Genomic DNA, 21,994 nt, shown 5'->3' on the forward strand with positions numbered 1-21,994 from the left:
CCAGCGATGCTGCGCCCCGCGTTTCTTGCCCCGGTTGTTGACCTGCTGTTCCCGCCGCGCTGCCCGCTGTGCGGGGAAACCCTGGCCACGCATGGCGGGCTGTGCGCCGCGTGCTGGGCCAACCTGGAAATTCCCGGGGAGCCGAGCTGCCACTTGTGCCAGCGCCCCCTGGAAACCAGCCTGGCGCGTGACGAGACAGCGCTGTGCGCCCCCTGCATGGCGCAGCCGCCACGGCATGATGGGATTGCTGCCGCCACGCTCTATGGCGATGCCACACGCACCCTGGTGCTGCGATTCAAGCATGGCCGCAAGGTGGGCCTTGCCGGGCTGATGGCACGCCTGATGGTGGCGCGCCTGCCGCCACTCGACGGGGAATGGCTGATCGTGCCGGTGCCGCTGCACCGCTGGCGGCTGTGGCAGCGCGGCTATAATCAGTCAGCGTTGCTGGCAACGCAGATTGCGCGGGCGATCGGGCAGCGCCTGCTGGTCGATGCGCTGGTGCGGCGCAAGCGCACGCCTTCGCTCGGCGGTTTGGGTGCCAAGGCGCGCGCGCAGGCGCTGGCGGGCGCCATCGCGCCTCATCCGCGCCACGCCGCGTCTTTGCGCGGTGCCCAGGTGCTGCTGGTCGATGACGTGCTGACCAGCGGCGCCACCAGCGATGCCTGCGTGCGGGCGCTTCGCCGCGCCGGCGCGGCCAAGGTCAAGATCGCCTGCTTTGCCCGCGTGCTGCGCGAGGCCGAGGGGCGGGGGTGAAAAAGGAGAGTTGATTCGCGGGCGACAGGCGCGATGCAAGCAGCATCAAACCGAAAACGCCCGGAACCTTGCGGCCCGGGCGTTTCGTGACGAAACCTTGTGATTGACGGGGCTCCCTCTCGGCCCTGACCGTAACCCCGTCGCTCAATATCTCCAGATGGCTGCGCCTTCCTAGTCAGAAGGTCGAACCAGCCCCCCGGTCCCTCGCGTGTCCCTGAACTTTGGCGCTTGCCGCGCCGCCTTTCGGCGGTTCAGATCGCGGTTCCCTCAAACCGCATGTTCTTTCTTGACGATTGCGCCGCCGGAAGGAAGGGGGACATGCGTATGCCGCCGATTTTGCCCAGGCCATGTGGTTATCGTGCAACAATGTATGCTGTGGCAGCCCGTTTGCAGAAGGGAATTACCTACCGTGTCGGTCGATAACGATTCGCTACAGCGCGAACAGGGCACCGCCTTCATGCCGCGCTTCGATTCTCACGGCCTGGTCACCGCCGTGGCGATCGATCACCGCACCGGGCAACTGCTGATGCTGGCGCACATGGATGCCGAGGCGATCACCCGCACGCGCGAAACCGGTCTGGCGCACTTCTGGTCGCGCTCGCGCCAGAAGCAGTGGATGAAAGGCGAAACCTCGGGCCACGTGCTCAAGGTGCTCGAAATCCGCGTGGACTGTGACCAGGATGCGCTCGAACTGCGGGTCGAGCCGGCTGGCCCGGCCTGCCACACCCTGGCGCAAAGCTGCTTCTATCGCCGGATTACCCCGCAAGGGACGCTGGAGCGGATTGAGGTTTGACGTTTACGTAAGCTGCGCGGTATCGTGGCGGGCATGGACACCGTGCCCGCCTCTTCCCACACCGGCCATCTCGACCGGCCCGATGCCCTGGCCCGCGACCAGTTCACCATCACCGACCTGTCGGCCGAATTCGGCGTAACCGCGCGGGCGCTGCGGTTCTACGAGGACGAGGGCCTGATTTCGCCGACGCGGCACGGCACGGCGCGGATCTATTCCCGGCGTGATCGGGCGCGGCTGGCGTGGATCATGCGCGCCAAGAATGTGGGTTTCAGCCTGGCTGACATTCGCGAGATGATCGATCTCTACGATCTGGGCGATGGCCGTGCGCAGCAGCGCAAGGTGACGATCGCCAAGTGCCGCGAACGCATCGCTGCTCTGGTGCGCCAGCAGGCCGATATCGCCAGCACGATTGCCGAGCTGGAAGGCTTCGTCGCGCAAGTGCAGCAACTGGAAGGTGCCGAGGGCGGCGGCCCGACCTGATCGGCCCGGCCACCGCCCCGCGGCGGATGGATATCAGCTATAGATTTCGTCGAGCAGCGCGGTCAGCGCCAGCCACGATTGGCGGTCGGCGCTGGCGTTGTAGCCGAGGAAATCCTTGCCGCGCGCCTCGCTGTCGGGATCGGTGAACCCGTGCTTGACCCCGGCATAGGCATGGAAGTGCCAGTTGCCACTGGCGGCATCCATTTCCTTCCAGAAATCCAGTACCTGCTCGCGCGGGACGAGCGGATCGGCATCGCCGTGGCAGATCAGCAAGCGCGGCTTGATCGGGGTTTCCGCCGTGGCCGGGCGATCAGAGGTGAGCAGGCCGTGGAAGCTGGCCGCCAGCACGATCGGTGCGTCCATGCGCGCCAGTTCCAGCGCCGCCTGGCCGCCCATGCAATAGCCGATCGCCGACAGCGTCAGCCCCGGCGCCGCCTTGGCCAGCGCGTCGAGCCCGGCCGTGATGCGGGCGCGGTAGTGATCGACATCGGCACGCAGGGCATTGCCCAGCGGGAACGACGCTTCAAAGCTTTCCACCGGCTCGCCATAGAAATCTGCGACCATGGCAACAAAGCCTTGATCGGCCAGCATGCGTGCACGCTGTTCCATTCCGGCGTTGACGTTGGCGATGGTGGGCAGGATCAGGATCGCGCCGAGCGGGGTGCCTTCGGGGCGGGCAAGCCACCCCGTCAGCGCCACGTCACCATGCGCATAATCGATGCGTTCAAGGCTCAAGGCTGGTTACTCCGGAAGAAAATCGGGCACCGAGAGGTAGCGCTCGCCGGTGTCATAGTTGAAGCCGAGCACGCGGCTGCCGGCGGGCAGTTCGCGCAGCTTGGCGGCGATGGCGGCCAGCGTCGCGCCCGAGGAGATGCCGACCAGAAGGCCTTCCTCACGCGCCGAGCGGCGGGCCCATTCCTTGGCGTCGGCCGGATCGACCTGGATCGCGCCGTCGATTGCCTGGGTGTGCAGGTTGCCCGGAATGAACCCGGCGCCGATGCCCTGGATCGGGTGCGGCGCGGGCTGCCCCCCGGAAATGACCGGCGAGAGCGTCGGTTCCACGGCATAGGCCTTGAAATCGGGCCAGTGCTTCTTGAGTTCCTCGGCGCAACCAGTGAGGTGGCCACCGGTGCCAACCCCGGTGATCAGCACGTCGATCGGGCTATCTGCGAAATCGGCCAGGATTTCTTGCGCGGTGGTGCGCACGTGCACGGCCACGTTGGCGGGATTGTCGAACTGCTGGGGCATCCAGGCGCCCGGCGTTTCGGCCACCAGTTCCTTGGCGCGCTCGATCGCGCCCTTCATGCCCTTTTCGCGCGGCGTCAGATCGAACGTGGCCCCATAGGCAAGCATCAGCCGGCGCCGCTCGATCGACATCGATTCGGGCATGACGAGCACGAGCTTGTAGCCCTTGACCGCCGCCACCATGGCGAGGCCAATGCCGGTATTGCCCGAGGTCGGCTCCACGATGGTGCCGCCGGGCTTGAGGCTGCCGTCGGCTTCGGCCGCCTCGATCATGGCCAATGCGATCCTGTCCTTGATCGAGCCACCTGGATTGGTGCGCTCGCTCTTCACCCATACCTCGTGGTCGGGAAACAGGCGGGACAGGCGAACATGCGGCGTGTTGCCGATCGTGGCGAGAATGGAATCCGCTTTCATGTCGCGTGTGCTCCTTGGTGTTGAGCGGGTCAGGATTGGTATTTTGCAGCAAAGGTCCGGGCGCGGCGCAATTCGGGAAAGCCGATCGCCCAGGCCAGAGTAACGACTATCGCACCCACCCCGCCAAACACAACCGCCCCGGTTGCGCCAAGCAGGGCCGCAGCCACGCCCGATTGCATGTCACCCAGTTCGTTGGAGCAGGAAATCGCCAGGCCCGAGATGGCCGAGACGCGGCCGCGCACGGTGTCTGGCGTGTGCAATTGCACCAAGGTGGTGCGGATATAGACCGAAACCATGTCCGCCGCGCCGATCAGCACCAGCATCGCCAGCGACAGGAACAGATTGCGCGACAGGCCAAAGCCGATTGTCGCCACGCCAAAGGCGGCGACCGCCAGCAGCATCTTGGCGCCGACCTCGCGCTCGACCGGGCGCCGCGCCAGGAATGCCGCGACCAGCGCCGCACCGAGCCCAGGCATGGCCCGCATCACGCCCAGGCCATAGGAACCCACGGAATGGCCATCGAACGTCAGGATGTCGCGGGCATAGACCGGCAGCAGCGCGGTTGCGCCGCCCAATAGCACGGCAAAAAGATCGAGCGTGATACAGCCCAGCAGAAACCGATCGTGCGCCACGAAGCGAAAGCCATCGGCGACCTGCCGAAACGGGTGCGTACGGCGATTTTCCGCTGGCGGGGGCAGGCGGCGAATGCCGAATGCGCCGAACGCGGCCAAGGCCAGCAGCGCCACCGAAACGCCATAGGGCAAGGCGGGAGAGAAGGCGAAGAGCACGCCGGCCAGCGCTGGCCCGCCCATCGAACCGATCTGCCAGGCCATGGAATTGATCGCCACCGCCCGCGGCATGAGCTTGGCCGGCACGATGTTGGGCGCGATCGATGACAGGGCCGGGCCGATGAACACGCGGCTGGTGCCATGCGCTGCGGCCATGGCAAACAGCAGCGGCAGAGACAGCGTGCCACTGGCGGTGGCGATCGTCAGCACCAGCGCGATCAGCGCGTCGAGTACCATGGTCAGCCCGGCGATCACCCGCCGGTCGAACCGATCGGCGACGACGCCGGCGACGGGCGTAAGCACGAACTGCGGCAGGAACTGCACCAGCCCCATCAGGCCAAGCTGAAACGCCGCTTCCTTGATGCCCATGCCATATTGGCCGCGCGCGACGTCATAAAGCTGGTACCCCAGCACCACGACCATGCCGGACGTGGCCAGGACGGAAAACAGGCGTGCCACCCAGAACCGCCGGAAATCGGCAATCTGGAACGGTGATGAAGGGCTATCGGGCGCCGGGGCAGGGGTGTCGGTCACGGCTTGGTCTGTGGCAGCGGCCCAGTGCTTTGCCAAGCCAACAATTGTTTGTCGTCGTTTCAGAAAATCATGATCGGCGCCAATCGCGCCGGGCCCCGATCAGCCAGCGCCCGATCAGCCCCCCGCCCGATCAGCCCTTGCCGCGCAGGCGGGTGTTGGGCTGGAGCTGTTTGATCATCTTGGCAAAATCATCGTGCCGCACGATCCGCTCGAACTGGAAGCCAGCACGGCTTTCATCGCTCCACACCAGAAACGCCTCGATCCGGCCGATCTGGGGCAGGCGGATGGTCACCCGCTCACCCCGGCCAAGGTCGAGCGTGTCGCGCACCATGAAGCCGGTCGTGGAAATATTGACGATGTTCAGCATCACGTCGCCCAGGCGGCGATGCTCCCCGATCACCGGCAGGTGAACGGGGTGGCGGGTAGACCGGCGCAGGTCGGTCACTGAAAGCTGCGCGCCGCCGGACATGGCTTCTCCTGCCGGTATGAGGGATTACAGGCGGGAAAAATACATCCAGATTGACTTAGATTTGGTTAATGGGCGGCAGCGGCCTGCCGCCGCCCTGCAACGGCAAGTCGTTAAGCGGGCTTGATTATGCCGTGCTTCTTCTTGCCGGAAGACAGCCGACGCTCGGCCGAAACCGCGATAACGGCGGTATCGTCGGTGATCGCCTCGCCATCCAGCCGGGCGCCGCCGCCGGCGATCAGGCGCTTGGCCTCGCCCCGGCTGGAGGCAAAGCCCAGGCCGATCAGCGCCTCGATCACGCTGATCGTGGGCTCGCCCACTTCCAGCGTCGGCAGGTTCTGACCCAGGCCGCCGCCGGCAAACGTGGCCTTGGCGGTTGCCTCGGCAGCGTCGGCAGCCTCGCGCCCACGGATCAGCGCGGTCACCTCGTTGGCCAGCACCGTCTTGGCGGCGTTGATCTCGCTGCCTTGCAGCGCTTCCAGGCGGGTGATTTCATCGAGCGGAACGTCGGTGAAGATGCGCAGGAAGCGGCCCACGTCGCGATCGTCGGTATTGCGCCAGAACTGCCAGAAATCGTAGTTGGGCAGCTGTTCCTCGTTCAGCCAGACCGCGCCGTTGACCGACTTGCCCATCTTGGCGCCATCGGCGGTGGTCAGCAGCGGCGTGGTGGCACCGAACACCTCGATCCCATTCATGCGCCGGGTCAATTCGATGCCATTAACGATGTTGCCCCACTGGTCAGACCCGCCGAACTGCAGGCGGCAGCCATGGCGCAGCGCCAGCTCGCGGAAGTCATAGGCCTGGAGAATCATGTAGTTGAATTCCAGGAACGTCAGCGGCTGTTCGCGATCCAGGCGCAGCTTGACCGAATCGAACGTCAGCATGCGGTTGACGGTGAAGTGCGGCCCCACGTCACGCAGCAGGTCGATATAGCCGAGCTTCGACAGCCATTCGTCGTTGTTGACCAGCGTGGCCCCGGTGGCGCTGTCGTCGAACGTCAGCAGGCGGTCGAACACCTTGCGGATCCCGGCGATGTTGCTGGCGATGATCTCTTCGGTCAGCATCTGCCGGCTGGTGTCCTTGCCCGAAGGATCGCCGATCTTGGTGGTGCCGCCGCCCATCAGCGCGATTGGCTTGTGCCCGGCCTGTTGCAGGCGGCGCAGCAGCATGACAGAGGCGAGGTTGCCGACATGGAGCGATGGCGCGGTGGCGTCATAGCCATTATAGCCCACCACGATTTCCTTGGCCGCCAGGGCATCCAGGCCCTGCGCATCGGTCAACTGGTGGATATGGCCCCGCTCAGACAGCAGGCGCAGCAGGTCGGACTTGTATTCGGTCATGGTTGCCTCGATGTGGAGCGGGGCGCCTAGCATGAAAGGACGTGCCTTGGAACCGGCGCTGCTTGTTGCCCATCCCGATCACCCGGCGCTGGCCGTGCGGCAGGTTGCGGCGCGCATCATCTCGATGGACGATCACTGGCTGTGCCTGCGCTGGCGGGTGGAGGGCACCTCGGCGCTGGTCGTGCCGCTGTTTTCCGGCCGTGCGCGCACCGATGGCCTGTGGCAGTCGACCTGTTTCGAACTGTTCCTGGGCGAAGACGATCCGGCCGCTGGCGGCGCCTATGCCGAATTCAACTTCGCCGCTTCGGAGCGCTGGGCGGCCTATGACTTTGATGGCTATCGCGAGGGTATGGCGCCGCGCCCGCTCCCGCGCGAACCGGTGATCACGCCGCGCCGTGGGCAGGATGTGCTGATTTTCGACGCGGCGCTGCCCGTTGCCGGCCTGCCGCCGCTGCCCTGGCGCATGGGGCTCAGCGCGGTTCTGGAAGAGGCGGGCGGGGTCAAATCCTATTGGGCGCTGGCCCATCCGCGCGGCAAACCCGATTTCCACCATGCGGCTTGCTTCGCCGCGCGGGTTGAGGCACCCCACGCGCCATGAAGACCGGACTTGATCGCCTGCTGGCCGAGCCTGCGCTGCGTGCGCCGCTCGCCGGCCGCCGCGTGGCCCTGGTGGCCCATCCCGCCTCACTTACCGATGGCCTGGTGCACGCGCTCGATGCGCTGACCGCATGCCCTGACGTGACGCTCAGCGCCGCGTTCGGGCCGCAGCATGGCCTCAAAGGCGACAAGCAGGACAACATGGTCGAATCGCCCGACTATCGCGATCCGGCCTTGGGCATCCCGGTGTTCAGCCTCTATGGCGAAGTGCGCCGGCCAACGCCCGCGATGATCGACACGGCCGATGTCTTCCTGTTCGATCTGCAGGATCTGGGCTGCCGCATCTACACGTTCGTGACCACGCTGCTCTATCTGCTGGAAGCCTGCCACGGCACCGGCAAGGCGGTGTGGGTGCTCGATCGGCCCAACCCGGCCGGGCGCCCGGTCGAAGGCACGCGGCTGGTGCCGGGCTGGGAGAGCTTTGTCGGCGCCGGGCCGATGCCGATGCGCCATGGGATGACGCTGGGCGAAATGGGCCGCTGGTTCATCGCGCACTACAACCTTGATGTGGATTACCGCGTCATCACGATGGAAGGCTGGCACCCCGATGCCGCGCCGGGCATGGGCTGGCCGCAGAACCGCATCTGGATCAACCCGAGCCCCAATGCGGCAAGCCTGGCCATGGCGCGCGCCTATGCCGGCACCGTGATGCTTGAAGGCACCACCCTTTCCGAAGGGCGCGGCACCACCCGCCCGCTCGAAGTGCTGTTCGGCGCGCCGGATGTCGATGCATTGGCCGTGAAGGCAGAAATGGCCCGGCTGGCGCCGCACTGGCTGGCCGGCACCGCAATCCGCGAATGCTGGTTCGAGCCGACGTTTCACAAGCATGTCGGCCACCTGTGCCACGGCCTGATGCTGCATCCCGAAGGCCCGTTTTACGATCACGCCGCGTTCCGCCCCTGGCGGCTTCAGGCGCTGGCGTTCAAGGCCATCCGCAACCTCACTCCCGATTATCCGCTGTGGCGCGATTTCCCCTATGAATACGTGCTCGACAAGCTGGCGATCGACGTGATCAACGGCGGCCCGGCCTTGCGCGCATGGGTCGATGACCGCGCCGCGCAGGCCGGTGATCTCGATGCCGTGGCCGACCCGGACGAGGCCAGCTGGATCGAAGAACGCGCGCCCTTCCTGCTTTATTGAGCCGGCTGGCCGGGCGCGGGCGGTTGCCCGGCAAAGCTGGCGGCGCGCTGGTCGATCTGCGCCCAGGCCGGCGCATCGTCGGTCCAGATCACCGCATCGGGTTCCAGCCCATGGCCGGGATCGAGAAAGCCCAGGCGCACCGTGCGCAGATGCATGCGACCCGATGACTGGGCCATGACCCCGGTGCCGCAGGCCGGGCAGAAAAACTGGGTGAGCGTGTTCCCCGATGGCGCCACATAGGAAAACGATCCCAGGGTTCCCGCGATGGCAACGGCCTCGGCCGGGAACACCGCATTGTTGGTGCAGCCGCCGGCAGCGGCCTGCTGGCACTGCCGGCACCAGCACTGGCGCACGGCCACCGGCTCGTGCGCAGAAATGGTGGCGCTCACCGCCCCGCAGGCACAGTGTCCGGTAAAGCTCATGCGAATTCTCCGATCGGGTATTGTTAGGTTTGCAAACAATCGTTAGGCTGCGTGGACAAGACCGGGCCGCAGCCCGGGAGAGGATAACAGGCCCGAGGATAACAGGCTCCATGCTCAAGCTCTACAGTTTCGGTCCCGCCGCCAATTCCATGAAGCCCTTGCTGACCCTGTTCGAAAAGGGGCTGCCGTTCCAGGCCAATCGGCTCGACCCGGCCAAGTTCGAGCATCATTCCGACTGGTTCAAGGCGATCAACCCGCGCGGGCAGGTTCCCGCCCTGGTCGATGGCGACAAGGTCATCACCGAAAGCACGGTGATCTGCGAATACCTGGAAGATGAATATCCCACGCAAGTTTCGCTGCGCCCGGCCGACAGCTATGGTCGCGCGCAGATGCGGGTATGGACCAAGTGGGTGGACGAATACTTCTGCTGGTGCGTCTCGACCATCGGCTGGCACCGCTATGTCGGCAAGATGGTGCAGGGCCTGTCCGACCAGGAGTTCGAGGACAAGGTCAAGGCCATCCCCGTGGTGGAGCAGCAGGTGAAATGGCGCCGCGCGCGCGAAGGCTTCCCGCAGGACCTGCTGGACGAGGAAATGCGCAAGATCGCCTTTTCGGTGCGGCGCCTGGACGATCACCTGCGCGATCATGAATGGCTGGTGCCGGGGCAATATACGCTGGCGGATATCTGCAATTTCGCCATCGCCAACGGCATGCAGTTCGGGTTTGCCGAGCTGGTCAACCGCGAGGATACGCCGCACCTGGTGCGCTGGATCGAGCAGATCAAGCAGCGCCCCGCCGTGCGCACCATGTTCGACAGCGTGGAACTGGAAAAGCTTGGCCCGCGCGATTGAGGTGGCTATCCTTTCCCGCGCACTGCTTTTTTTCTGGGGCTGGCGAAGGGTGGGACGCAATCGGAGGGTTTTGTCAGTGGCAGCCTTGGTATAGGGCGGCCGCTTGCAGGAGTGTCCGCGCGCATGCGCGGCGCACGGGCACCCTGCGGTGACGGAGCCTTGATGCAAGACGTGCTGCTTGCGGAAGGGGGTGGGCGCTATGGCGCAGACCCTCGCCGCCGTTCCATCTCGTTCGTGCTGGCGTTGGCCATGTCGCTGCTTTTGCTGGCGGCACTTCTCTCCGTGGGCCTTTACGAGCCACCGGCCAAGCATGAGGGGGGCACGCTCACCGCGGTCAATCTGTCCGCTGCGGCCGGCGACAAGAGCGAAAACCCCACACCCAAGCAGCAGAAGGCCGCCCAGCAGGCCACCCATGCCACGGCGACCGCGCCCGCTGCTGCCATTCCGCCGCGCGTGGTCGTGCCGACGGACAACAAGGTGGTCTGGCCCGAGGGCTTCATCCCGATGAAGCGGTCAGACTTTGCCGCGTCGGACATTTCCAAGCTGACCGGCCCGGCCGGCACCGGCAGCGCGGCGCAGCAGGCCTCTGCCGGCGGTGGCGGCGGCACGGCCGGCACCGCGCCCGATGGTTCGCGCCTTTACAATGCACAGTGGTATCGCGAGCCGCGCGACGCGGAAATCGATGGCTATATGCGGCCGGGGCAAGCCTCGGGCCGGTGGGCGATCATCGCCTGCCGCACGATTGCCGATTACCATGTCGACGATTGCCAGGAACTGGACGAAAGCCCGCGCGGCTCGGGCATGGCCCGCGTGCTGCGCCAGGCCGCCTGGCAATTCCTGGTGCGCCCGCCGCGCATCAACGGCACACCCCAGGTCGGCGCCTGGGTGCGCATCCGCTTTGATTTCATCCGTGGCAAGCGCAACGATGACGCCGGCGGCAGCGACGGCGCCAGCGGTCCCAGCGGCGACGGCTGAGCCTGAAATTACCCAAGCTCGTCGGTTGGGCGTGGTGCGCAAGGTTCACGGATGGATCGTGATCGATTTGCCGTCCGATGTTTCGCTTTGTGCATGTTCGCGGTCGAGTGCGGCGATCGCCTGGTCTGGTGGCGGAAGGCTCGCATAGGCCGGATAGACCATGACCTTGTCGAACATTGTCAATGTGGCGCTATAGGTTAGTCGCTTGTCGAGCAGCGCGGACAAGGTGTTAGGGCCGACCGCCAGGGTGATACCAGCGTCGCCGAGCGCGATGACGTAGCGCTGCCTGTCACCCGGTGCTCGATAAACGCCGTGATCGATCGATGATGATGGATCGCGGCAAAGCGTAGCGGCATAGGGCGGCGGTTCGCTGGTGGCGTCGCCCTTGGCCTCCGCCTCCTCTGCGGCGCCTTGCGATTGGGCCAGCGCCGCCCCGAGCAACGCGTCGATCAACGAATTGCTGCTCTTGCTTGGTCCGACATGCTTGGCCGGTTTGAGCGTCAGCGTATCGGTGCAGGGGATCATCGGCACGGCGGCAGGCAGCGGCTGGGCCGGGGCTGGCACGTGCAAGGCTGCGGCCGCTGTAGTCAACTGGGCGTCCAGTACCTTGGCGTCGAGCGTGGCAGAGCTCATCCGCATGGTCACCAGCCACTGCCCATAAGGAATGACCACCGCCCCGGTCGCCTGCCATTGTCCGCCTTGCACTGCCTGCACCACGCGCAGCGCGCTGGCATTTACATGGCCTGTGGGAGCAAACGCGGCAAAGCTGGGCGGCCCTGCCAGCGTGCCGCCGTTGCGCTGCGCGCTCATCGCCATCACCTGGCTCAATCGGTCTGCCCACAATGGCGCCTGCGGCCAACCAGCGCGAAAGACGTAGACGGTCAGCGCGGTGCGGCTGACGTTGTCCTGATAGGAGATCGAAACATCCGCCAGCCCATGATCGCTCTGCGATACTTCCGTGCGGGTGAATGCCCCGATCGCTGCTGGCAAAACGATGCCGGTGGGGCCGTGTGTCCAGGCAGCGGCGGTATCGACCACGATCGGGCCCGCTTTGGCCGGTGCCGTGGCTTCGGCAGCCTGGCTCTCGGGCACGGCCCCTGCCAAGGCCCACCCCATTGCAATCAACCGCACGCTTGCCGCCGCCTTCATGTCTCGCCCCCCACTATGCCTGCCTCAATTCACGGCAGATCAGGAACTTGGCGACATTGGAAGCGCCGTGCAAGCTGATCCTAGAACTCTGACCAGTCTTCCATGCCGCTGCCTCCGCCGCCTGCCGCGCTGACCTTGCGCGCGGCGGGGGTGGCGGCGGGGGTGGGCAGGGCGCGCGGCGCCGGCGCTGCCACTGGCGTGGGCGCCGGCAGGGGGGCAGGGCCCGCCGAAGCGACGGCAAGCACCGCTGGTGCGCGGTGTGCCGGGCCGCTGCTGCCGGCGCGGAAGCGGGCGACCAGATTGCCCAGCGCGTCGGCCTCGCTCGCCAGGGTGCGGGCGGCGGCCGTGCTTTCTTCGACCATGGCGGCGTTCTGCTGGGTCATCCGGTCGAGCGAGCCAACGGTTTCATAGACCTTCTTCACGCTGTCGGATTGATCGGCGGTGGCTTCGGCAATACCTGCGACAAGGCCGCGCACGTTGCCGATGCGGGCGATGATCGCCTCCAGCGCCTCGCCGGTGCGGGTCACCAATTGGACGCCGGCGGCGACCTGGCCGGTGCTTTCCCCGATCAGCCCCTTGATATCGCGCGCGGCGTCGGCCGAGCGGCGGGCGAGGGCGCGCACTTCGGTGGCGACCACGGCAAAGCCTTTGCCCGCGTCGCCAGCGCGCGCCGCCTCGACCCCGGCGTTGAGAGCCAGCAGGTTGGTCTGGAAGGCGATGCCATCGATCAGGTCGATGATCTGGTTGATCGTTTGCGACGAGCGGGCAATGCCATCCATGGCCGCCACTGCTTCGGTCACCACCTGGCCGCCGTCGCTGGCAGCAAGGGCGGTTTCCTCGATCGTGTGGCGCACGGCTTCGGCCTTGGCCGCGCTGTCGTCCACCATTGCGGTCACGTTGCGCATGGCGGTGGCGGCGGTTTCCAATTGCGCCGCCTGGGCCTCGGTACGGTGGGCAAGATCGTCAGACGCGGCGCGGATCTCGGTCGATCCGGTGCGCACATTGTCGGCCGCGCTGGTCACCGCGCCGATCACTTTGCCCAGTTCGGCCGCCATGGTGTTGAAATCGTCGCGCAGCTGGGCAAACGGGCCTTCGAGCCCGCCCTCGATCCGCGCCGCCAGGTTGCCGCTCTTGAGGTCGGCAAGGGCCACGCCCAGCGTGCGCACGATCAGGTCCACCTGCGCTGCCTTGGCCGCGTCGGCCGTGGCGAGTTGGTCGCGCAGTGCGCCAAAGGCACGGGCCAGGTCGCCGAGTTCATCCGCGCTGTCAGCGTGATCGACCTGCGCTGTGCGGTCTCCCGCGCCCAGCCGGGTGAGCGCCTGGGTCACCTCGGCTACCGGGCGGGCGACCAGGCGTTCGAGCAGGCGGTAGCTCCACACCAGGACCGCGATCAGCCCAGCCAGCGCGCCCAGCCCGGTGATCAGCGAAAACCAATAGGCCTGGTTGGCCGCGGCCGTCGCCTGGGTGATATGGCCACGCTGATAGTCGATCAGCTTGTCGAGGCTGGAATCGATACCCTGGGCCAGTTCCTCGTTCTGCTGGACCAACCCCTGGGCTTCGGCCATGTGGGCCTGGGCGGCCAAGGCCTGCACCTGTTCGGCAGCGGCGGCATAGCTGGTCCAGCCCTTGGCGAAATCGCCGACAAAGCCGGCTTCGTTGGCATCCAGGTCCGTAGCCTTGAGGCTGGTCACCGCCTTGTCGATCATCGCGCGGTTTTCGGCGATGCGCGCGGTGTGGCCTGCGGCCGTCTGGCTGGATGATGGCATGGTGAGCGCACGCAGATCGGCGTCGATCTGGGCAATCGCGGTGTCCATGCCATTGGCCAAGAGCGCCTGCGGCACGTGGTCACCAGTGATTTCAGCGTCGTTGGCGCTGATCTGGTGCAGCCCGGCACTGATCATCGCCAGGGCCGCCATGATCATCGCGGCAATGATCACGAAAAGCCGCGACAGCTTGCGGCGGATCGGCGCGTTCTTGAGATATTCCATCGACACTCACCTGGCCAGCCGGCAGCGCAGGCCGCCGGTTCTCGAACAGATGAAATGCCACAGTCTGCTTAGGTGCCTTTCAATGCCGGGCTAAGCGAAAGCGCCTAGTCCGGACAGCCGCGCCAAGCCTCAGGCGTCGATCAGGTCGCGGTCCAGATCGCCGGCGCGGTTCTGGATGAACATGAAGCGGTGTTCGGGGTTGCGGCCCATCAGGCGGTCGACCAGGTCTTTCACCGCCGCGCGGCCTTCGTATTCGGGCGGCAGGGTGATGCGCAGCAGGCTGCGGCTGGCCGGCGCCATGGTGGTTTCGCGCAGCTGGCCGGGGTTCATTTCGCCCAGGCCCTTGAACCGGCCCACGTCCACCTTCTTGCCCTTGAACTTGGTGGCTTCCAGTTCGGCGCGGTGCGCATCGTCGCGGGCATAGGCCGAAACCGTGCCGGCGGTGAGGCGATAGAGCGGCGGCTGCGCCAGGTAGAGATGCCCGCGCTTCACGATCTCGGGCATTTCCTGGAAGAAATAGGTCATCAGCAGCGTGGCGATGTGCGCGCCGTCGACGTCGGCATCGGTCATGATGATCACGCGGTCATAGCGCAGCGCGTCGGGGTTGCAGTCCTTGCGCGTGCCGCAGCCGAGCGCAAGGCACAGATCGGCGATTTCCTGGTTGGCGCGGATCTTGTCGGCCGTGGCGCTGGCGACGTTGAGGATCTTGCCGCGGATGGGCAGGATCGCCTGCGTCTTGCGGTCACGCGCCTGCTTGGCACTGCCGCCGGCCGAATCGCCTTCGACGATGAACAGTTCGGTTTCGCCGCTGCCTTCGCCCGAACAATCGGTCAGCTTGCCGGGCAGGCGCAGCTTGCGCGCATTGGTGGCGGTCTTGCGCTTGACCTCGCGCTCCGCCTTGCGGCGCAGGCGATCGTCCATCCGCTCCATCACCGCACCGAGCAGCGCGCGGCCGCGGTCCATGTTGTCGGTCAGGAAGTGGTCGAAATGGTCGCGCACCGCCGCTTCCACCAGCCGTGCGGCTTCGGGCGAGGTGAGGCGGTCCTTGGTCTGGCTCTGGAACTGAGGATCGCGGATGAACACCGACAGCATGATCTCGCTGCCGGTGATCATGTCTTCGGGCGTGATGTCCTTGGCCTTTTTCTGGCCAACCAGTTCACCAAAGGCGCGAATGCCCCGCGTCAACGCCGCGCGCAGGCCCTGCTCGTGCGTGCCGCCATCAGGGGTGGGAATGGTGTTGCAATACCAGGAATAGGCACCGTCAGACCACAGCGGCCAGGCGATCGCCCATTCCACGCGGCCCATTTCCTGCCCATCGGGCCCGGCGGGAAAGTCCTGCCGCCCGGCAAAGGGCAGCGCCGTCACGCATTCGCGGCCCTTGACCTGTTCGGCCAGGTGATCGGCCAGGCCCCCGGGAAACTGGAACACCGCCTCGGCCGGGGTATCGTCGGCAATCAGCGCGGGATCGCACTTCCAGCGGATTTCGACCCCGGCGAACAGGTAGGCCTTTGACCGCACCAGGCGGAACAGGCGCGCCGGCTTGAACTTGGCATCGGCGCCAAAGATCGTGGCATCGGGAATGAAGGTGACTGCGGTGCCGCGCCGGTTGGGCGCATTGCCCACGCGGGCCAGCGGGCCCTTGGCCAGGCCGCAGGAAAACTCCTGCGCATAGAGTTCCTTGTTCCGCGCCACTTCCACTCGGGTGAGGGTGGACAGCGCGTTGACCACGGAAATCCCCACGCCGTGGAGACCGCCCGAGGTGGCATAGGCCTTGCCCGAAAACTTGCCGCCCGAATGCAGCGTGGTGAGGATCACCTCCAGCGCAGACTTGCCGGGGTACTTGGGATGCTCGTCAACCGGGATGCCGCGCCCGTTGTCGGTGATCGTCACCTTGCCGGCGGCGCCATCGGCAGCTTCGAGGAAAACCTCGATGCGGTTGGCATGGCCCGCGACGGCTTCGTCCATCGCGTTGTCGAGCACTTCGGCCACCAGATGGTGCAGGGCGCGCTCGTCCGTCCCGCCGATATACATGCCGGGGCGGCGGCGCACCGGTTCCAGCCCTTCAAGCACCTCGATGGCAGAGCCATCATAGCTTTCTTGCGGGCTGCCCTGGGGCAGCTTGTCGAACAGGGAGCCGGAATCGTCTGTCGCCATGAGAACGGCTATAGAACACGCGCGAATTGCCGCGCAAGCCGTGCCGGCTCCCTTATCCGATGGAATCGCCTAGTTCGTGAACTTTTCCGGCGCGCGAGATACGGTCACCACGGTTCCGCCCGAAACCTCGCGCACTTCCAGCGCGCGCTCGGCCACGCCATTGGCATTGAAGCGGAAAACGCCATCGGTGCCGATGAAGCCGTCCGGCGCATAGAGCCTCGCTGTGGGAAACAGCGTGCCCGGCTTCCAATTGCGCGCGATGTTGAGCGTGAGCAGCACCGAATCATAGCCCAGCGTGGCGATGCGGGCGGGCGCCGTGCCGAACCGCTGGCGGTAGGACTGCTCGAAGCGCGGCAGGCGATCATCGGAAATCGCGGCAAACCACGCGCCCTTCATCGCCGGGGTGCGTGCCAGCGTCGGGTCACCCTTCCACAGTTCAGTGCCCAGCAGGCGCGTGCCCTTGGCAAAGGGCGCGGCCTGCACCGCGATCCGCGCGCCATCACCGATCAGCAGCGCATCGATCGGCCCGCGCGCCTTCACCCGGCGCACCGCGCTCGCGGCCGAGGTATTGCTGCGGTCATAGGTTTCGATGGCGGTCAGGCGAATGCCCTGCATCCGTGCGGCATCGGTCAGCGCGATGCTTACCCGCTGGCCATAAGTGCCGCTCGGCACGATCGCGCCCACGGTCCGGATCCCCTGGCTATGGGCATAGCCGATCACGCGGGCGATCGATTGACCGGGCACCTGGCCCAGCACGAAAACATCGCGATCGGCCACCGCGCTGTCGTTGGAATAGGTGATCATCGGCACCTTGGCCGGGCGGGCTACACCAGCCACGGCGCTGACATCTTCCGAGGTCAGCGGGCCTAGGATCAGGCGATTGCCATCGAGCACGGCCTTGCTCGCTGCTGCAGCGGCGCCCGCGCCGGTATCATAGGTAGTGATGCGCAAGGACTGCGCGTTGGTATCGAGCAGGGCCATCGTGGTGGCATTGGCAATCGCCTGGCCCACGGCGGCGTTGGGGCCGGTCAACGGCACGAGCAGCGCCACGCGGTGGCGGCCGGCATCGCTCGGCAGCACGTTTTCCTGCGGCGCGGTTTCGCGCGGCGGGGGCGGGGTGCCTGGCGTTCCGGGCTTGGGAATGACCGAACAGCCGGCCAGCAGCGCCGCCGGCAGCGACAGCGCCAGCCATTGGCCCATGCGGCGGCGGCTCAAGCCGGAAGGCGCCCTGCTGCCGTCCGCAATGCCGTTGTTGCCGCTCTTGCCCATCATCATCTGCTTGCCGCTCCCGTAAGGCCGGTCCATGGAAAAGGAATGGATACACCACCCCTTGCGCCCGGGCTCTATATCGTGGCCACGCCCATCGGCAATCTTGGCGATATCACCGCCCGCGCCGCCGACATCCTTGCCCGGTGTGACGTCATAGCCTGCGAAGATACCCGCGTCACGGGCAAGTTGCTCAATCATCTGGGAATCCGCAAGGCCATGCGCCGCTATGATGACCACGCATCGGCCGACGTGCGCGAGCGGCTGCTCGGTGAAATGGCCGAAAAGTCGGTCGTGCTGGTGTCTGACGCCGGCACGCCGCTGATTTCCGACCCCGGCTATCGCCTGGTGCGCGAGGCACGCGAACTGGGCCTTGCCGTCACCAGCCTGCCGGGGCCGAGCGCGATGATCGTGGGGCTGACGCTGGCGGGCCTGCCGACCGACCGCTTCATGTTTGCTGGTTTCCTGCCGTCCAAGGACAAGGCGCGCGGCGATGTGCTGGCCGAACTGGCCGCGATACCGGCCACGCTGGTGTTCTATGAAACCGGGCCGCGCCTGGTTGCCTCGCTCACGGCGATGGAACAGCATCTGCCGGGGCGCGAACTCGCCGTCGCACGCGAATTGACCAAGCTGCACGAGGAATGCCGCAGCGGCACGCCCGAGGAACTGATCGCGCACTACTCTGCCCATCCGCCCAAGGGTGAGATCGTACTGCTGGCCGGCCCACCGCCCGCGCCTGCTGCGCCAGCGGCCGATGACGTCGACACACTGCTGCGCGCCGCGCTGGAGCACCTGTCGCCCTCGCAGGCGGCCGGGCAGGTGGCCAAGGCGCACGGCCTTGATCGCAAGGCGCTTTATGCCCGTGCCATGGCCTTGAAAGAGGCCCCGTGAACCGCGCCCGGGCCGAGGCACAGGGCCGGCGCGGCGAATGGCTGGCCGGGCTCTACCTGATGCTCACCGGCTGGCGCGTGCTGGCGCGGCGGGTGAAGATCGGCGTGGGCGAGGTGGACCTGATCGCGCGGCGGGGCCGCACCGTGGCCTTTGTCGAGGTGAAATGGCGGGCCAATGCAGCCGCTCTCGATACCGCGATCGACGCCCGCCGCCTGGCGCGCGTTGCCCGTGCGGCGCAGGCACTGGCGCCGCGCTATGCCGGGCCAGGCGATGATGTGCGGATCGATGTGATCCTGATTGCGCCGGGCCGCTGGCCGCGCCGCATCGTCAACGCCTGGCAGCCATGACCGTCAGGCGTGGACCGCCGTCAGGCGTGGACCAGGCCCGGCACGTCGATCAGCACCACCGCGCAGGCAATGAGGCACAGAAACGGGGTAATGAGCCGGGCGGCAAGCATGGTTGATTTTTCCTGATGCGGTTGCGGCTCCTTTTTGGTCGCGCTGCTGCCAATTCGCCTTTAAACGGGCCACCCGCAAGACCACGGATATCATTCGGAGCACTGCCTTGACCCTGCGCGTTGCGGTCCAGATGGACCCTCTCCATTCGATCAAGATCGGTGGCGATTCGACCTTTGCCCTGATGCTGTCCGCCCAGGCGCGCGGGCATGAACTGTGGTATTACCACGTCACCAGCCTGGCCTGGGAAGCGGGCCGGGTAACGGCCGATGCCGCGCCAGTCACCGTGCAGCACGTCGAAGGCGATCACTATCACCTGGGTGAGACGCGCAAGATCGATCTGGGCCGCGATGTCGATGTCGTGCTGATGCGCCAGGACCCGCCGTTTGACCTGGGCTATATCACCGCCACGCACCTGCTGGAGCGGCTGGAGGGCGAGACCCTGGTGGTCAACGATCCCCGCTCGGTCCGCAATGCGCCCGAAAAGGTCTATGTCCTCGACTATGCGCGCTTCATGCCGCCCACGCTGATCACGCGTTCAGCGCTCGACGTGCGCGCGTTCCAGCACAAGCACGGTGACCGCGCCGTGGTGGTCAAGCCGCTGCATGGCAATGGCGGCAAGGCGGTGTTCAAGATCGATGCCGATGGCGGCAACCTGTCGGCGCTGGCCGAACTGTTTGGCCAGGTCTGGCCCGAGCCATTCATGGTGCAGCCGTTCCTTCCCGAAGTGGCCGAGGGCGACAAGCGCATCGTGCTGGTCGATGGCGAAGTGGCCGGCGCGATCAACCGCAAGCCGGGCGAGGGCGAGTTCCGCTCCAACCTGGCGGTGGGCGGCTATGCCGAAGCCGCCACGCTCACGCCACGCGAGCAGGAAATCTGCGAAGCCATGGGGCCCGAGCTGAAAAAGCGTGGCCTGATCTTCGTGGGCATCGACGTGATCGGCGGCAAGTGGCTCACCGAAATCAACGTCACGTCGCCCACCGGCATCGTCGCGATCGACCGGTTCAACGGCAGCGATACCGGCGGCATGATCTGGGACGCGATCGAACGGCGGATTTGATTTTTACGCGGGGCCGTTTGTGGCCCCGCGCGTTGTTCCGACCATGAACGACTGGATTTTGCAGCTTATTGCCGACGGCGGCTATTGGGGCATCGCGTTCCTGATGGCGCTGGAAAACATCTTTCCGCCCATCCCTTCCGAGGTGATCATGGGGCTGGGCGGCATTGCCGTGGCCCAAGGGCGCATGGATGTGGTGCCGCTGATGATCTTCGGCACGGTCGGCTCCACGCTGGGCAATTATGCCTGGTTCCTGCTTGGCCGCCATCTTGGCTATCAGCGACTGCGGCCGTTCGTCGCGCGCTATGGCCGCGTGCTCACGCTCGATTGGCCGGCCATGCGCCGCCTCGTCGCGTTCTTTCGCCGCCACGGGCAATGGGTGGTGTTCGTAATGCGCTTTTCCCCGGCGATGCGGACGATGATCTCGCTGCCGGCCGGCCTCGCCGCCATGGGCCATGCGCGCTTTCTGGTCTTTACCTTTGCCGGCGCGGCAATCTGGAATGCTTTGCTGGTCTGGGCCGGCTGGCACCTGGGGCAGCACTATGAAAAAGTCGCTGCCTATACCGGGCCGGCCTCGCTCGGGCTCACCGCCGTGCTGGTCGGCGCCTATCTCTGGCGCGTGGTCACGTGGAAGCCGCGGGAACAAAATCCTCCCCTGCGCAGCGGGGGAGCGGGACCGCCGGCATAGCCGGTGGTGGAGGGGGGCGGCACGAGACATACCCCCTCCGTCAGGCCTGCGGCCTGCCACCTCCCCCACGATGTGGGGGAGGATCTCAACAAAAAAGGCCGCATCTTGCGATGCGACCTTTTCGTGTTACTTGCCGCCGCCCTGGGCCAGCCATTCCTCAAGATACTTGATCGAATAGCCGCCATCGAGAACCGTCGGATCTTCCAGCAGGCGCTGGTGCAGCGGGATCGAGGTCTTGACCCCGTCGATCACCATTTCCTCCAGCGCACGCTTCAGGCGCATGATGCAGCCTTCGCGGGTGCGGCCGTAGACGATCAGCTTGGCGATCATCGAATCGTAATAGGGCGGGATCTTGTAACCGGCATAGAGCCCGCTATCGACGCGCACGTGCATGCCACCGGCCGCGTGATAGCTCTTCACCAGGCCCGGCGAGGGCGCGAAGGTGAAGGGATCTTCGGCGTTGATGCGGCACTCGATCGCGTGGCCCTTGAACTCGATCTCGTCCTGCGTGACCGACAGCGGCTTGCCATCGGCAATGCGGATCTGCTCGCGCACCAGGTCGACGCCGGTGATCGCTTCGGTCACCGGGTGTTCCACCTGCAGGCGGGTGTTCATTTCGATGAAATAGAACTCGCCATTTTCCCACAGGAACTCGATCGTGCCGGCCCCGCGATAGCCCATGTCGGCCATCGCCTTGGCCACCACGCCACCCATGCGAGCGCGCTCGTCAGACGAGATGACGGGCGAGGGAGCTTCTTCCAGCACCTTTTGATGGCGGCGCTGCAACGAGCAGTCGCGCTCGCCCAGGTGGATGGCCTTGCCATTGCCGTCGCCAAAGATCTGGAATTCGATGTGGCGCGGATTGCCCAGGTACTTTTCGAGGTACACCGTGGCATCGCCGAACGCAGCCTTGGCTTCCGAGCCGGCCTGCTGCATCAGCGTTTCCAGGTCATCGGGGCTGTTGCACACCTTCATGCCGCGCCCGCCGCCGCCCGAAGCGGCCTTGATGATCACCGGATAGCCGATTTCCTCGGCGATCTTCCGGGCTTCTTCCACATCGGAAATCGCGCCGTCAGAACCGGGCACCAGCGGCAGACCCAGCGCGCCGGCGGTGCGCTTGGCTTCCACCTTGTCGCCCATCGTGCGGATGTGCTCGGGCTTGGGGCCGATCCAGGTGATGTCATGGGCTTCGACGATTTCGGCAAAGCGCGCGTTTTCCGACAGGAAGCCATAGCCGGGGTGGATCGCGTCGGCCTGGGTGATCTCGGCCGCCGAAATGATCGCGGCGATGTTGAGATAGCTGTCCTTGGCGGCGGGCGGCCCGATGCACACGGCATGGTCTGCCAGGCGCACGTGCATGGCATCGGCATCGGCGGTGGAATGCACCGCCACCGTTTCGATGCCCATTTCGTGCGCAGCGCGATGGATGCGCAGCGCGATTTCGCCGCGATTGGCGATCAGCAGGCGCTTGATGGCCATCTTTTCTAT

22 protein-coding genes are annotated in these 21,994 nt (G+C 66.1%); 11 read left to right on the top strand and 11 right to left on the bottom strand.

What is annotated here, in order from left to right:
* Positions 1 to 6 precede the first annotated feature (6 nt).
* The 3 genes from SCA01S_RS01795 to SCA01S_RS01805 all read left to right on the top strand — a co-directional run bounded on the left by SCA01S_RS01795 (position 7) and on the right by SCA01S_RS01805 (position 2,026).
* Positions 7 to 753, top strand: coding sequence for a ComF family protein (locus SCA01S_RS01795; RefSeq protein ID WP_062782956.1), 747 nt, complete (start codon positions 7 to 9; stop codon positions 751 to 753).
* A gap of 457 nt (positions 754 to 1,210) precedes the next feature.
* Positions 1,211 to 1,546: a phosphoribosyl-AMP cyclohydrolase gene (hisI, locus tag SCA01S_RS01800; protein ID WP_062782959.1), complete on the top strand. Its 336-nt coding sequence runs from the start codon at positions 1,211 to 1,213 to the stop codon at positions 1,544 to 1,546.
* A 33-nt stretch (positions 1,547 to 1,579) separates the two neighbouring features.
* Complete coding sequence (locus SCA01S_RS01805) at positions 1,580 to 2,026, top strand: MerR family transcriptional regulator (protein WP_062782306.1); 447 nt, start codon at positions 1,580 to 1,582, stop codon at positions 2,024 to 2,026.
* Between the two features lie 33 nt (positions 2,027 to 2,059).
* Here SCA01S_RS01805 and SCA01S_RS01810 read toward each other — a convergent pair whose 3' ends face one another.
* From SCA01S_RS01810 to tyrS, 5 genes are all read right to left on the bottom strand, one after another.
* Complete coding sequence (locus SCA01S_RS01810) at positions 2,060 to 2,761, bottom strand: dienelactone hydrolase family protein (protein WP_062782309.1); 702 nt, start codon at positions 2,759 to 2,761, stop codon at positions 2,060 to 2,062.
* Between the two features lie 6 nt (positions 2,762 to 2,767).
* Positions 2,768 to 3,685, bottom strand: a complete 918-nt coding sequence (gene cysK / locus SCA01S_RS01815; RefSeq protein WP_022675767.1) for a cysteine synthase A — start codon at positions 3,683 to 3,685, stop codon at positions 2,768 to 2,770.
* A 29-nt stretch (positions 3,686 to 3,714) separates the two neighbouring features.
* Positions 3,715 to 5,007: an MFS transporter gene (locus SCA01S_RS01820; protein ID WP_028657730.1), complete on the bottom strand. Its 1,293-nt coding sequence runs from the start codon at positions 5,005 to 5,007 to the stop codon at positions 3,715 to 3,717.
* 130 nt (positions 5,008 to 5,137) lie between these two features.
* Positions 5,138 to 5,476 (bottom strand): PilZ domain-containing protein, encoded by a 339-nt coding sequence (locus tag SCA01S_RS01825; RefSeq protein ID WP_022675765.1) that lies wholly within the window; start codon positions 5,474 to 5,476, stop codon positions 5,138 to 5,140.
* A gap of 110 nt (positions 5,477 to 5,586) precedes the next feature.
* A complete protein-coding gene (gene tyrS, locus SCA01S_RS01830) occupies positions 5,587 to 6,813 on the bottom strand; it encodes a tyrosine--tRNA ligase (RefSeq protein ID WP_062782312.1) in 1,227 nt (408 codons plus the stop codon).
* A gap of 31 nt (positions 6,814 to 6,844) precedes the next feature.
* Between tyrS and SCA01S_RS01835 the strand changes: the two genes are divergently transcribed.
* Both SCA01S_RS01835 and SCA01S_RS01840 read left to right on the top strand, forming a co-directional pair.
* Entirely contained in the window at positions 6,845 to 7,411 is a 567-nt protein-coding gene (locus SCA01S_RS01835) for a DOMON-like domain-containing protein (RefSeq protein ID WP_062782315.1), read from the top strand.
* Positions 7,408 to 8,610 (top strand): exo-beta-N-acetylmuramidase NamZ family protein, encoded by a 1,203-nt coding sequence (locus SCA01S_RS01840; RefSeq protein WP_062782317.1) that lies wholly within the window; start codon positions 7,408 to 7,410, stop codon positions 8,608 to 8,610. Before SCA01S_RS01835 ends, SCA01S_RS01840 begins: the two co-directional genes overlap by 4 nt.
* On the opposite strand, the gene SCA01S_RS01845 is transcribed toward SCA01S_RS01840, so the two are convergent.
* The gene (locus SCA01S_RS01845) at positions 8,604 to 9,032 is read right to left on the bottom strand and encodes a GFA family protein (protein ID WP_062782320.1); all 429 of its coding nucleotides are present in this window, start codon (positions 9,030 to 9,032) and stop codon (positions 8,604 to 8,606) included. The two genes, SCA01S_RS01840 and SCA01S_RS01845, sit on opposite strands and share 7 nt — an antisense overlap.
* 110 nt (positions 9,033 to 9,142) lie before the next feature.
* Here SCA01S_RS01845 and SCA01S_RS01850 point away from each other — a divergent pair, with 110 nt between their 5' ends.
* A complete protein-coding gene (locus tag SCA01S_RS01850; RefSeq protein ID WP_062782323.1) occupies positions 9,143 to 9,883 on the top strand; it encodes a glutathione S-transferase family protein in 741 nt (246 codons plus the stop codon).
* 162 nt (positions 9,884 to 10,045) lie between these two features.
* Positions 10,046 to 10,858 (top strand): hypothetical protein, encoded by an 813-nt coding sequence (locus SCA01S_RS01855; RefSeq protein WP_062782962.1) that lies wholly within the window; start codon positions 10,046 to 10,048, stop codon positions 10,856 to 10,858.
* Positions 10,859 to 10,903: 45 nt separating this feature from the next.
* Here SCA01S_RS01855 and SCA01S_RS22045 read toward each other — a convergent pair whose 3' ends face one another.
* From SCA01S_RS22045 to SCA01S_RS01875, 4 genes are all read right to left on the bottom strand, one after another.
* The gene (locus SCA01S_RS22045; RefSeq protein WP_157088831.1) at positions 10,904 to 11,950 is read right to left on the bottom strand and encodes a hypothetical protein; all 1,047 of its coding nucleotides are present in this window, start codon (positions 11,948 to 11,950) and stop codon (positions 10,904 to 10,906) included.
* Positions 11,951 to 12,087: 137 nt separating this feature from the next.
* A complete protein-coding gene (locus tag SCA01S_RS01865) occupies positions 12,088 to 13,995 on the bottom strand; it encodes a methyl-accepting chemotaxis protein (RefSeq protein ID WP_062782329.1) in 1,908 nt (635 codons plus the stop codon).
* A 129-nt stretch (positions 13,996 to 14,124) separates the two neighbouring features.
* Entirely contained in the window at positions 14,125 to 16,149 is a 2,025-nt protein-coding gene (locus SCA01S_RS01870; protein WP_062782331.1) for a DNA topoisomerase IV subunit B, read from the bottom strand.
* A gap of 69 nt (positions 16,150 to 16,218) precedes the next feature.
* Positions 16,219 to 17,349 carry a penicillin-binding protein activator gene (locus SCA01S_RS01875; protein ID WP_062782965.1) on the bottom strand — a complete coding sequence of 377 codons (1,131 nt, stop codon included), beginning with the start codon at positions 17,347 to 17,349 and terminating at the stop codon, positions 16,219 to 16,221.
* A 114-nt stretch (positions 17,350 to 17,463) separates the two neighbouring features.
* Here SCA01S_RS01875 and rsmI point away from each other — a divergent pair, with 114 nt between their 5' ends.
* From rsmI to SCA01S_RS01895, 4 genes are all read left to right on the top strand, one after another.
* Positions 17,464 to 18,306: a 16S rRNA (cytidine(1402)-2'-O)-methyltransferase gene (gene rsmI, locus SCA01S_RS01880; RefSeq protein WP_062782334.1), complete on the top strand. Its 843-nt coding sequence runs from the start codon at positions 17,464 to 17,466 to the stop codon at positions 18,304 to 18,306.
* Positions 18,303 to 18,653 carry a YraN family protein gene (locus SCA01S_RS01885; RefSeq protein ID WP_062782337.1) on the top strand — a complete coding sequence of 117 codons (351 nt, stop codon included), beginning with the start codon at positions 18,303 to 18,305 and terminating at the stop codon, positions 18,651 to 18,653. The genes rsmI and SCA01S_RS01885 overlap by 4 nt, the downstream gene beginning before the upstream one ends.
* Positions 18,654 to 18,870: 217 nt before the next feature.
* Positions 18,871 to 19,821, top strand: a complete 951-nt coding sequence (gene gshB / locus SCA01S_RS01890; protein ID WP_062782968.1) for a glutathione synthase — start codon at positions 18,871 to 18,873, stop codon at positions 19,819 to 19,821.
* Positions 19,822 to 19,864: 43 nt separating this feature from the next.
* Positions 19,865 to 20,506 carry a DedA family protein gene (locus SCA01S_RS01895; protein WP_062782340.1) on the top strand — a complete coding sequence of 214 codons (642 nt, stop codon included), beginning with the start codon at positions 19,865 to 19,867 and terminating at the stop codon, positions 20,504 to 20,506.
* Positions 20,507 to 20,632: 126 nt separating this feature from the next.
* Here SCA01S_RS01895 and accC read toward each other — a convergent pair whose 3' ends face one another.
* A complete protein-coding gene (gene accC, locus SCA01S_RS01900; RefSeq protein ID WP_062782343.1) occupies positions 20,633 to 21,985 on the bottom strand; it encodes an acetyl-CoA carboxylase biotin carboxylase subunit in 1,353 nt (450 codons plus the stop codon).
* Between the last annotated feature and the right edge of the window lie 9 nt (positions 21,986 to 21,994).

It is taken from the genome of Novosphingobium capsulatum NBRC 12533, assembly GCF_001598375.1.
GTDB classification, from domain to species: domain Bacteria; phylum Pseudomonadota; class Alphaproteobacteria; order Sphingomonadales; family Sphingomonadaceae; genus Novosphingobium; species Novosphingobium capsulatum.

Excerpts from the sequence above, each read along its gene's own strand:
- SCA01S_RS01795 (WP_062782956.1), top strand. The coding sequence starts at position 7 with ATGCTGCGCCCCGCGTTTCTTGCCCCGGTTGTTGACCTGCTGTTCCCG.
- SCA01S_RS01850 (WP_062782323.1), top strand. The coding sequence starts at position 9,143 with ATGCTCAAGCTCTACAGTTTCGGTCCCGCCGCCAATTCCATGAAGCCC.
- SCA01S_RS01895 (WP_062782340.1), top strand. The coding sequence starts at position 19,865 with ATGAACGACTGGATTTTGCAGCTTATTGCCGACGGCGGCTATTGGGGC.
- SCA01S_RS01840 (WP_062782317.1), top strand. The coding sequence starts at position 7,408 with ATGAAGACCGGACTTGATCGCCTGCTGGCCGAGCCTGCGCTGCGTGCG.
- SCA01S_RS01835 (WP_062782315.1), top strand. The coding sequence starts at position 6,845 with ATGAAAGGACGTGCCTTGGAACCGGCGCTGCTTGTTGCCCATCCCGAT.
- SCA01S_RS01855 (WP_062782962.1), top strand. The coding sequence starts at position 10,046 with ATGCAAGACGTGCTGCTTGCGGAAGGGGGTGGGCGCTATGGCGCAGAC.
- SCA01S_RS01825 (WP_022675765.1), bottom strand. The coding sequence starts at position 5,476 with ATGTCCGGCGGCGCGCAGCTTTCAGTGACCGACCTGCGCCGGTCTACC.
- tyrS (WP_062782312.1), bottom strand. The coding sequence starts at position 6,813 with ATGACCGAATACAAGTCCGACCTGCTGCGCCTGCTGTCTGAGCGGGGC.
- rsmI (WP_062782334.1), top strand. The coding sequence starts at position 17,464 with ATGGATACACCACCCCTTGCGCCCGGGCTCTATATCGTGGCCACGCCC.
- cysK (WP_022675767.1), bottom strand. The coding sequence starts at position 3,685 with ATGAAAGCGGATTCCATTCTCGCCACGATCGGCAACACGCCGCATGTT.
- SCA01S_RS01845 (WP_062782320.1), bottom strand. The coding sequence starts at position 9,032 with ATGAGCTTTACCGGACACTGTGCCTGCGGGGCGGTGAGCGCCACCATT.
- accC (WP_062782343.1), bottom strand. The coding sequence starts at position 21,985 with ATGGCCATCAAGCGCCTGCTGATCGCCAATCGCGGCGAAATCGCGCTG.
- SCA01S_RS01870 (WP_062782331.1), bottom strand. The coding sequence starts at position 16,149 with ATGGCGACAGACGATTCCGGCTCCCTGTTCGACAAGCTGCCCCAGGGC.
- SCA01S_RS01875 (WP_062782965.1), bottom strand. The coding sequence starts at position 17,349 with ATGGGCCAATGGCTGGCGCTGTCGCTGCCGGCGGCGCTGCTGGCCGGC.
- SCA01S_RS01805 (WP_062782306.1), top strand. The coding sequence starts at position 1,580 with ATGGACACCGTGCCCGCCTCTTCCCACACCGGCCATCTCGACCGGCCC.
- hisI (WP_062782959.1), top strand. The coding sequence starts at position 1,211 with ATGCCGCGCTTCGATTCTCACGGCCTGGTCACCGCCGTGGCGATCGAT.
- SCA01S_RS01865 (WP_062782329.1), bottom strand. The coding sequence starts at position 13,995 with ATGGAATATCTCAAGAACGCGCCGATCCGCCGCAAGCTGTCGCGGCTT.